This window comes from Kitasatospora sp. NPDC059803, assembly GCF_042732255.1.
Taxonomy (GTDB): domain Bacteria; phylum Actinomycetota; class Actinomycetes; order Streptomycetales; family Streptomycetaceae; genus Kitasatospora.
The window spans coordinates 1-10,016 of sequence record NZ_JBHWIJ010000307.1 but is presented as its reverse complement, the minus strand read 5'-3'; the positions used below and the strand labels follow the sequence as shown (position 1 = coordinate 10,016).

7 protein-coding genes, 1 pseudogene and 1 riboswitch are annotated in these 10,016 nt (G+C 74.4%); of the genes and pseudogenes, 6 read left to right on the top strand and 2 right to left on the bottom strand.

The window, feature by feature from the left end:
- Positions 1-642, bottom strand: a pseudogene (locus ACFV6I_RS33110) (hypothetical protein); the annotation flags it as partial.
- A 314-nt stretch (positions 643-956) separates the two neighbouring features.
- Positions 957-1,104: riboswitch (TPP riboswitch) on the top strand.
- Between the two features lie 124 nt (positions 1,105-1,228).
- On the opposite strand from ACFV6I_RS33110, the gene ACFV6I_RS33105 reads away from it, so the two are divergent.
- The 4 genes from ACFV6I_RS33105 to ACFV6I_RS33090 all read left to right on the top strand — a co-directional run bounded on the left by ACFV6I_RS33105 (position 1,229) and on the right by ACFV6I_RS33090 (position 5,405).
- Positions 1,229-2,563, top strand: coding sequence for a cytosine permease (locus ACFV6I_RS33105; protein ID WP_063348570.1), 1,335 nt, complete (start codon positions 1,229-1,231; stop codon positions 2,561-2,563).
- 79 nt (positions 2,564-2,642) lie between these two features.
- Entirely contained in the window at positions 2,643-3,467 is an 825-nt protein-coding gene (locus ACFV6I_RS33100; protein WP_380429374.1) for a glycerophosphodiester phosphodiesterase, read from the top strand.
- A gap of 176 nt (positions 3,468-3,643) precedes the next feature.
- Entirely contained in the window at positions 3,644-4,315 is a 672-nt protein-coding gene (locus ACFV6I_RS33095; RefSeq protein ID WP_347878539.1) for an ATP-binding protein, read from the top strand.
- Between the two features lie 106 nt (positions 4,316-4,421).
- Positions 4,422-5,405: a DUF5926 family protein gene (locus ACFV6I_RS33090; protein ID WP_063348567.1), complete on the top strand. Its 984-nt coding sequence runs from the start codon at positions 4,422-4,424 to the stop codon at positions 5,403-5,405.
- Between the two features lie 206 nt (positions 5,406-5,611).
- Here the strand turns inward: ACFV6I_RS33090 and ACFV6I_RS33085 are convergent, their stop codons facing one another.
- Positions 5,612-6,289, bottom strand: a complete 678-nt coding sequence (locus ACFV6I_RS33085; protein ID WP_380339943.1) for a bifunctional DNA primase/polymerase — start codon at positions 6,287-6,289, stop codon at positions 5,612-5,614.
- A gap of 613 nt (positions 6,290-6,902) precedes the next feature.
- Between ACFV6I_RS33085 and ACFV6I_RS33080 the strand changes: the two genes are divergently transcribed.
- Complete coding sequence (locus ACFV6I_RS33080) at positions 6,903-8,339, top strand: PP2C family protein-serine/threonine phosphatase (protein ID WP_079135750.1); 1,437 nt, start codon at positions 6,903-6,905, stop codon at positions 8,337-8,339.
- A gap of 136 nt (positions 8,340-8,475) precedes the next feature.
- Positions 8,476-9,975 carry an aminopeptidase P family protein gene (locus ACFV6I_RS33075; protein ID WP_380429370.1) on the top strand — a complete coding sequence of 500 codons (1,500 nt, stop codon included), beginning with the start codon at positions 8,476-8,478 and terminating at the stop codon, positions 9,973-9,975.
- The last annotated feature ends 41 nt before the right edge of the window (positions 9,976-10,016 follow it).

Below are 10,016 nucleotides of genomic sequence, written 5' to 3'. Positions count from 1 at the left end.
CGGGTAGCCCGCGCCGCCGCCGGCGTCGTGGGCGGCGCCCCCGCCCCCCCGCGGCGGGGCGGCGCCGAACGGGTGGTGGCCGGGCGCGGGGTGCGCGGCGGGCGCGCCGGGGGCGGCCGGGGTGCCGTACGGGTCGTGCGGGCCGGCGGCGGGGACGCCGTGGGCCGGGGTGGCGTACGGGTTGGCACCCGGCGGCAGGGCCGGGCTCTCGGCGACGGGTGCGACAGGTGCGACGGGTGCCGCCGGCGCGGCCGGGACCGGCGGGGCGGGCGGCAGGACCGGCGGCGGCGCGTCGATGTAGCCGGTGGCGGCGTCGACCGGGGAGACCGGCGCGTCGGCGACCGGCGCGGCCGGGGCCTGCGGGGCCGCCTCCGGCGCGGGGACCTTGGTGAAGGCCACGGTGGGCTGGTACCCGCCCTCGGCCGGAACACCATCGGTCGGCGCGCCTTCGGTCGGCGCGGCCTCAGCCGGTGCGGCCTCGGCGGCCGGCGCGGCCGCGGGCTCGGGGACCCGGCCGAAGGCCAGTGTCGGCTGGTGCCCGCCCGAGGCGTGGCCGTCGGAAGCGGGAACAGCCGCCGCCTGGCCGCCCGAGGGCTGCTCCCCCTGCGGCCCGGTGGGCCCAACCTCGCGCTCGGTGCTCACGAACGACCTCCATAGCTGACAGAACCAAGGACCATAGTTTTTCGTACTGCCGATTCGATTGCCGTAAGGACCCCTCTGAATAACTCATAAGAATCCTTAGCCGCCGCCGACAGCCGGGCCGCCGACCAGGCTGTCCTGCGCCGACGACCGAGCCGGCGAGCAAGTCGACGAGCAACTCGACGGCCGAACCGACGACCAGGCCGACAACCAGGCCGACGACCGGAGGCTCCCCCACCTCCGCCGGACGTCCCGCGATGCGGGCCGCACACCCGTGGCCTTGGCGTTCACCCCCGGGCCGGTTAGCCTGTCGCTCACAACTGACACGCGGGAGCTTGGACCGACCAGGCTGAGAGTGCGCTGGTCGACCGTACGCCACGGGATCGTGGGCGGACCGTCGAGGGGGCGCAGACCGCCGGAACCTGTCCGGGTAATGCCGGCGTAGGGAGTATCGGCCATGTCGCCTGCTTCGCCATCCTCTTCTTCGGGCGCGCCCGCGTCCAAGGGTTTCCCCGAACCGTCCCCGACCGCTCACGACGGTGACAGCGATGACAGCGGTCGCACGGGCCCCACCGACACGGCGACCGCCGTGCTGGACCGCCCGGAGCGTGCCGAGGCACCGCTCGTACTGGACACCGAGCCGCCGCGCACGCTGCGCTTCCGGGACCACTTCGCGCTCTGGATGAACCTGGGCGTCAGCCTGATCGGCTTCTCCACCGCCGCGACCGTGCTCGGCGCCAAGGGCAGCGAGCTGTCGCTGGCCGCCGCGGTGACCGCGATCGTGGCCGGCACCGTGGTCGGCACCGCGATGCTCGGCGTGGCCGCGCTGATCGGGGCCCGTACCGGTGCGCCCGCGATGGCGAACCTGCGCGGGCTGTTCGGCACCCGGCTGTCGTACGTCCCGACGGTGCTGAACATCGTCCAGTGCGTCGGCTGGGGCGTGTTCGAGCTGCTGACGATCGCGGCGGGCGCGCAGACCGTCGCCCACACCGACGGCTACCGCTGGCTGTTCGTGCTCCTGGCGGGCGCGCTGACCACCGCGCTGACCATCTGGCCGCTGGGCTCGATCGCGGTGCTGCGCCGCTTCGTGGCCGGTGCGGTCGCCGTCGCGATGGTGTACTTCACCGTCCAGTTGGGCCGCCAGGGGGTGCCCGACCCGGGCGCCGGCAACTGGCACGGCTTCCTGGGCGCCACCGACGCGATGATCGCGGTGTCGATCTCCTTCGTCCCGTTGGCCGCCGACTACACCCGGCACTCGCGCACCGCGCGCTCGGCGTTCTGGGGCAGCTTCTCCGGCTACACGATCGCCCAGGTCTGGTGCTACGTGCTCGGCCTGATGGCCCTGCTGCAGTCCGACGGCGACCCGAACAGGATCTTCGACTCCTTCCTCGGCGTCTGGGCCGGCTGGCTGTTCCTGCTGGTGCTGGTGCTGCGCGAGACGGACCAGTCCTTCGCCAACGTGTACTCGACCGCGATGTCGGTGCAGAACCTGCTGCCGAAGGTGGACCGCCGGGTGCTGACCGGCGGGATCGGCCTGCTGATCACCGTGCTGGCGCTGCAGATCGACAAGTTCACCGACACCTACACCAACTTCCTCGGACTGATCGGCTCGGTCTTCGTGCCGCTGCTGGCGGTGCTGGCGGTGGACTACTTCTTCGGCGCCGGCCGGTACGGCTGGAACCTCTCCGCCGACGCGCCCTCGCGCCGCCTGATGCTGCTGCCATGGGTGCTGGGCTTCGCGGTCTACCAGTTCATCGCGCCGACCGCGGTGGCCGGCTGGTGGACGGACTTCTGGACCTCCGCCCAGGACGCCCTGCACTTCACCCCGCAGGAGTGGACGTCGGCCTCGCTGTTCGCCTTCCTGGTGCCGGCCCTGGTCACCTGGGCGCTCACCCCGCTGACCCGCAGGGCGGCGCGGAGCTGACCGACCGGCACCGAAGACGGCCCCGCGGATTGGGGCCGTCTTCGCCTGCGCGTCACTTCCGCCGCCTATCGTGGGGCCCGTGACCAGCACAGACCCGTCCTCGACGGCGGCGCGCACCACGCCGCCCGTCCAGGTGATCGCCCACCGCGGTTCCTCGCACGCCCTGCCCGAGCACACCCTGGCGGCGTACCGGCGCGCGCTCGACGAGGGCGCGGACGCGGTCGAGTGCGACGTCCGGCTGACCGCCGACGGCGAGCTGGTCTGCGTGCACGACCGCCGGATCGGCCGGGTCTCCAACGGCCAGGGCACCGTCTCGGCGATGACGCTGGCCGAGCTGGAGGCGTACGACTTCGGCGCCTGGAAGACCGGCCGCCCCAGCACCGACCCCGAGCTGCGCGGCGTGCTGCGGCTGGAGCGGCTGCTGGAGCTGGTGGTGGACTGCGGCCGCCCGGTGGACCTGGCGATCGAGACCAAGCACCCGGTGCGCTACCGCGGCCGGGTGGAGGCCGAGCTGCTGCGGACGCTCGAACGCTTCAAGATCGGCGCGAGCCGGGAGGGCGAGCGCCCCGCGGCCCGGATCATGAGCTTCTCCTCGGTGGGGCTGGACCGGGTGGCGGCCTCGGCGCCGGAGTACCGGCGGGTGTTCCTGTTCGAACGGACCCTGCCGCTGGTCGGCCGGCTGCGCCCGGGCTCCCCGCTGCCGGGCGGGGCGCGGATCGCCGGGCCGGGCATCGACCTGGTGCGGGCCCGCCCGCAGCTGGTGACGCGGCTGCGCGAGCTGGGGCACGAGGTGCACGTGTGGACCGTGGACGAACCGGCCGACGTGGAACTGTGCCTGGAGCTCGGGGTGTCCGCGATCATCACCAACCGGCCCGCCGAGGTCCTGGCGCAGCTCGGGCGGTGATCCGCCGTCGGGCGGCGGGCCGCCCGCAAATCCACCCGCAAAGCCCGGACACAACCTGATCGTTCTGGTCGGCAGTCAAACCTTCCGGGCCCGTTATTGCCGGAATTCATGCACCGGGGCGACGCAGGGTGAGCACGGAATGACCTCAGGTCCACCCTCGGTCGCAATCGCTTGAAATGTCCTCGCGGGATCGTCCGGCGGTCGTTTCCGACGCATTACCAAGGGGCATCTCTCCCTCGGCATACGCTGAAGGAGGTCCGGGGGTGGCGTTGATGGTGGCGCGTGAAGTGCCGACTTCATCGACCATGGCAGTGCCGCACGGCCCGGCGAGTGTCGGGGTCGCACGGCGCCGACTGCGTCGAGATCTCGGCGACCGGCAGATACCGGAGCCGGTCATTGATGATGCCGTATTGATCCTTTCCGAACTGCTGAGCAACGCCTGTCGGTACGCCCGTCCGCTCGGCCCGCTGCGGGCCCTGGGGCGCGGCGCGCGGGCCGAGGTGGTGGACCAGCTGCTGGTCGGTGTCCCCTCCGGAACGCACCCCGCACCGGGCGGCCGGGAGCGCGAGGAGCACGGGAGCGGAACGGACGGCGGCGTGCTGGTCCGCTGGCAGCTGCACGCCGACGGCGTGCTCACCCTGGAGGTCACCGACGGCGGCGCGACCACCCGGCCGCTGCCCGCCGGCCCCTCGCTGACCTCGCGCGGCGGTCGCGGCCTGAACATCGTCGGCCAGCTGGCCAGCGACTGGGGCGTGCGCGACGCGCCCGGCGAGGTGACGGTCTGGGCGGCGCTGCCCGCCCGGGCCCGGCACGCCCGGCGCACCGGTGGTGACGCCCGCAGCGCCTGAACCGACGCGCGCCCCCCACCCGTCCGCCCGGCGCGTGCCCGCGCGCCGGGGGAACGTCAGTAGGCTGCCCGGAGCAAAGGACCACCGTTCCCGGGAGAGCCGCACCATGGGCAAGAAGGCCGCCAAGAAGGCGCCGCAGCGTCAGTCCACCACCGCCGTCACGGGCGAGGTCCCCGTGGTGGGGGCCCGCGAGAACTGCCCCTGCGGTTCGGGCCGCCGGTACAAGGCCTGTCACGGCCGGGAGGCCTCGCACGCGGTGCAGGAGCTGGTGCACCGCCCGTTCGAGGGCCTGGCGGGCGAGGCCGACTGGGTCGCGCTGCGCGAGCTGGTGCCCGCCGCCACGGTGCCGCTGACGCTGGCCGCCGGGGTGGCCGAGGGCGCCACCGGCGACGTCCCGTCGGTGACCCTGGCCACCGTGCTGCCGCTGGCCTGGCCGGCCCTGCGCCGCCAGGACGGCTCCATCCTGCTCGGCCTGCAGACCCAGTCCTCCTCCGGCGACCTCAGCCGCGACCTCGCGGACGCCCTGGAGCTGGCGCTGGCCACCGAGCCGGGCAACCCGGTGCCGTCCCGCCGGACCGAGGCGGGCGGACGCCGGCTCCAGGACCTGCTGGACGTCAACGCCGCGTTCACGCCCGCCGTGCACACCGGCTTCGAGTTCTGGCTGGAGGACGCCGAGACCGCGACCGGCGAGGTCGCCGCCTCCCTGGAGCGCGCCAACGCCTCGGCCATCCCGACCGAGAAGCTGGCGAGCGCCGACGCCGCCTACTGGTGCGGCACCCCCGACAAGAACCACCTGCGCTGGGTGATGACCGTGCCCGAGGAGCGGCTGCTGGACGCGCTGGCCCGGTTGAGCGCCGCCGACCAGTCCTCGCTCGGCCCGGACACCCGCCTGGTCGGCTCGTTCCGCGCGCACGGCCTGACCGTCCCGGTCTGGGACCTCCCGCTCGCCATGACCGCCGCCGACTGCGAGAAGCCGGCCGCCGAGTTCGCCGAGCGGCTGGCCTCGGTACTCGCCGACGAGACCCCGTTGACCGCCGAGGAGCGGCGCGCCCGCGCGAACCTGGTGAACCGTCAGGTCACCTTGAACTAAAGCGCCCGGGATCCGGGTGATACGCGTCACATTGTCGCCATGAAGCCGCAATTTCCGGGCGGGCAGGGCCTCTTGGAAATTGGCGCGGGCGCGGATCCTTGTTACTGTCTAAAGAGTCCGGCCGCTGGTGCATCCCCCGTCGCCAGCGGCCGGATCTTTTGTTTTCCGCAGGGCCCCGACGAGCGGCCCGGGAACGGACCGGCGGATCAGTACGCCGAGCGACCGCTGTCCAACCGGACCGTCGCCTCCACCAACTCGCCCAGCAGCGGCCCGACCTGCGGCAGCCACACCCCGCCGTCGGCGTCCGGGCACGGGGCCAGCACCCAGCGCACCCGGCCGGCCGCCCCGCCGGGCGGCAGCGGCAGGAAGCCGTCCACCCCGTGGTAGCGCAACGAGCCTGGCACCCAAGGGAGTTGAGCGAGCATCTCGCCGAGCGCGTCCAGCGAGTACGGGGCCACCAGCAGCGCGTACCGGCCCGGCATCGCCAGCACCGGACCGAGCGGCAGCCGCAGCGCGCCCAGGTAGACCAGCGCCCGGGCGCCGGCCGCCGCCGGCAGGCTGACCGCCGAGACCACCGAACCGGTGGCGGCCAGCACCGGAGCGTCCGGGCTCTGCCGCTCCCACCACCAGCGCACCATCCGGGCGTCCGTGGTGGCGGCCAGCAGCGACGGGTCGTGCGGGTGCGCGCCCGGCACGACGCAGTCCTGGTCGCCGCAGGAGCACTGGCCGCCGCGCAGAACGGCCCCCGGCACCACGGGCCAGCGGTGGTCGACGGCGGCCGTCAGGGCCGCGGCGAGCCGGGCAGGGCGCTGACGTGCGACGTCGTCCTGGACGGGGTGGTGGGGAGTGGCGGGCGGACACGGATCTTTCGGGTTCTCACGCATGGCGCTCGTTCCTTTCCCTGACCGCTCGGTTCGCTCCGGCCCGTCGGCACCGCCGGGACTCGTCACGCGGACCCGCGGTGGCACGGCCCCGGCGGCGCGAAGGGGGGCGGGCGGCATGGCGGGCGGCGCGGCGACGACGTGGATCACGGTGTGGAGCACGACATGAGAAGGGCCGCGCACTGAAACAGCCCCTGGAACGAGAATCCCGTATGCGACCGGATGGACGCCGCCCGGGCGCGCTTGGTTCCACCGTACGAGTGAGAGACTTCCGGCCAGCCCGGGTCCCGGGCGGCGCGGGCATACGATCCGGACGGCCGCCGGGTCCGTCCCCTCCGTTCTGCCCGCTCCCGGTCCCCTCCATGCCTCCCGACCGGACCGGCGCGCGGCCAGGCCGTACGCGCCCCCCGACCGGGTCTCGCGGATGTGGAACAGGCCACCGCGTCGTCCTGGATCTGGACATGCCCCAAATGGCCTGTGTAGAAGTGGTGGCATTGCTGTCGATCAATGACGAGTAGTAGCGAATCGAGGCGAAACGCGCCCTTTGGCCGTCATCGCTCCACACCGGCCGTACCTGGGGGTTCCGCATGGCACGTAGCACGTCAGGAGTGGCGGCATGACCGAGTCCCACCCGTCGTCGTCGACACCCTCCGAGCCGGGCGAGCCCGGCAGCGCCGGCGGGCTGACCGTCCTCGACCCACCGGGCTTCCCCGGCCCCGCCGACGCGCAGGACGGCGCGGCGGACGTCCGCACGGCACCGGCCGCCGGGGTGCAGGACCGTTTGGCCGGACGACTGTCCGATTTCACCAGCCTGCACCGGCACACCGAACAGCTCGCCCGCGCCCGCGGCCTCGCCGCCACCCTGGACACCGTCCTCGCCTCCGGCGCCGCCCTGCTCGGCGCCCGCCGCGGCGTCCTGGTCACCCGGATGCCCGGCGGCAGGCCCGGCCAGCCCGTCGGCCTCGGCCTCGACCGCGCCAGCCTCGGCGCGCTGGAGACCGTCCCGCCCGAGCAGAGCCTGCTCGCCAGGCTGCTGCGCGAACAGGACCGGCCCGAACGGCTGCACTCCCCCGACCTCGCCGAGGACCCGGCCACCGGCGCCCGGCTGCGCGAACTCGCCGCCCAGCTCGGCCTCGGCGGCTGCTACGGCCTGCCGCTCGCCACCGAGGAGGACGGCCCGCTCGCCGCCGCCCTCTGGTTCTACGACGAACCCGCCGAACCCACCGAGCGCCAGCGCGAGCTCGCCCACCGCTACGCCGGGATCGCCGCCCCGCTGCTCGCCAAGCAGCTGGAGGCGGACAAGGTCCGGCGCACCACCGAGGCGCTGCGCCGCGGCCTGCTGCCCGACCGGCTCCCCCAGCCCGCCGGCCTGCGGCTGGCCGCCCGGATCCTCCCGGCCGGCCTGGACCGCTCCTGCGGCAGCGACTGGTACGACGCCATCCCGCTGCCGGACGGCACCGTCGGCCTCACCGTCGGCTCCGTCTCCGGCGACGGCCCCGGCGCGGGCCCCGGCTCCGCCCCCGGCGCGGCCGCCGCGATGGGCAGGATCCGGGCCGCGCTGCGCGCCTACGCCGTCCTGGAGGGCGAGGACCCGGTGTCCGTCCTCGGCGACCTGGAACTGCTGCTCAAGACCACCGAGCCGGCCCGCACCGCCACCGCCGTCTACGCCTGGGTGGAACCCGAGGAGCGCCGGATCACTCTGGCCGGCGCCGGCCACTGCCCGCCCGTCCTGGTCGGCCGGCACGGCGCCGAGTTCGTGGAGACCTCGCTCTCCGCCCCGCTCGGCATGCTGGCCTGCTGGGAGGCCCCCGGCGTCGAGCTCACCGCCGACCGCGGCGACACCCTGCTGCTCTACACCGAGGGGCTGGCCCGCCGCTGCGGCCCGACCCTGCACGCCGGCCAGGCCAACCTGCGCCGGGCCGCCGCCGACGCCCCGCGCGACGTGCGGATCGACCCGGACCGGCTCTGCGCCCACCTGCTGGCCGTCTGCCCCGACCCCGAGCCCGGACCGGCCACCGACGACCTGCTGCTGCTCGCGGCCCGCTTCGAATAGCCGCCCCGAACAGTCGTCCCGACCCCGAACGGGCGAGCGGCCGGGCGTCCGTACCATGGACGCACGGCCGCCCGCGCGTGTCGCGATCCGACACTCCCCCGAGGGGCGGCGGTACCACCCCAAGGAGGCGTTACACGTGACCGAGGACCGCACGCCCGCAGTGGCCGAGAACCCCGAAGCCGACGGCGGCGACGAGCCGCAGCAGTTCAAGGGCCGCAAGAACGGCCTGTACGGCGAGGTCTCCGACGAGCTGGCCGCCTCGATGAAGACCGGCTGGGCCGACACCGACCTGCACGGCCTCGTCCCGGTCGCCCAGGCCCCGTACGCGGCCGAGCGTCGCGCCCGGCTCTCCGCCGCCTACCCCGGCGAGCGGCTGGTCGTCCCGGCCGGCAACCTGCGGGTGCGCTCCAACGACACCGACTACAGTTTCCGCGCCTCCAGCGAGTACGTGCACCTCACCGGCGACCAGACCGAGGACGCCGTGCTCGTCGCCGAGCCCACCGGCGATGCCGGCCACGAGTTCGCCCTCTACCTGCTGCCCCGCTCCGACCGCGAGAACGGCGAGTTCTGGCTGGACGGCTACGGCGAGCTGTGGGTCGGCCGCCGCAACAGCCTGGGCGAGCAGGAGCAGCTGCTCGGCCTGCCGGCGCGCGACGTGCGCAAGGCCGCCGAGGAACTGGCCGGGCGCGCCAAGGACTCCGCGGTGCCCACCCGGATCGTCCGCGGCTACGACGCCGGCCTGGAGGACACCCTGGCCGACGTGCTGGACGCCGACCGGGACGCCGAATTCAAGGAGTTCCTGAGCGGCCTGCGGCTGGTCAAGGACGAGTGGGAGGTCGGCGAGCTGCGCGCCGCCTGCGACGCCACCGTCAAGGGCTTCACCGATGTGGTCCGCGAGCTCGGCCAGGCCGTCGCCACCTCCGAGCGCTGGATCGAGGGCACCTTCTGGCGCCGCGCCCGGGTCGATGGCAACGACGTCGGCTACGGCACCATCGCCGCCGCCGGCCCGCACGCCACCACGCTGCACTGGGTCCGCAACGACGGCGACGTCCGCCCCGGCGAGCTGCTGCTGCTGGACGCCGGCGTGGAGACCCACACCCTCTACACCGCCGACGTCACCCGCACCCTGCCGATCGACGGCCGCTTCAACGACCTCCAGCGCAAGATCTACGACGCCGTGTACGACGCCCAGGAGGCCGGCATCGCCGCGGTGAAGCCCGGCGCCCGCTTCCGCGACTTCCACGACGCCTCGCAGCGCGTGCTCGCCGAGCGCCTGCTCGCCTGGGGCCTGCTGGACGCCTCGGCCTACGACGTCGAGAAGGTCCTGGAGCTGGGCCTCCAGCGCCGCTGGACCCTGCACGGCACCGGCCACATGCTCGGCCTCGACGTCCACGACTGCGCCCACTCCCGCCGCGAGGAGCACGCCGACGCGCTGCTGGTGCCCGGCATGGTCCTCACCGTCGAGCCCGGCCTGTACTTCCAGCAGGACGACCTGACCGTGCCGCAGGAGTACCGCGGCATCGGCGTCCGGATCGAGGACGACATCCTGGTCACCGCCGACGGCAACGAGAACCTCTCGGCCGGCCTGCCGCGCCGCGCCGACGAGGTCGAGGCCTGGATGGCCTCGCTGGCCTGATCCACCCTCCGAGGGCCCGGCCTCCCCGCGGGGGGGAGGCC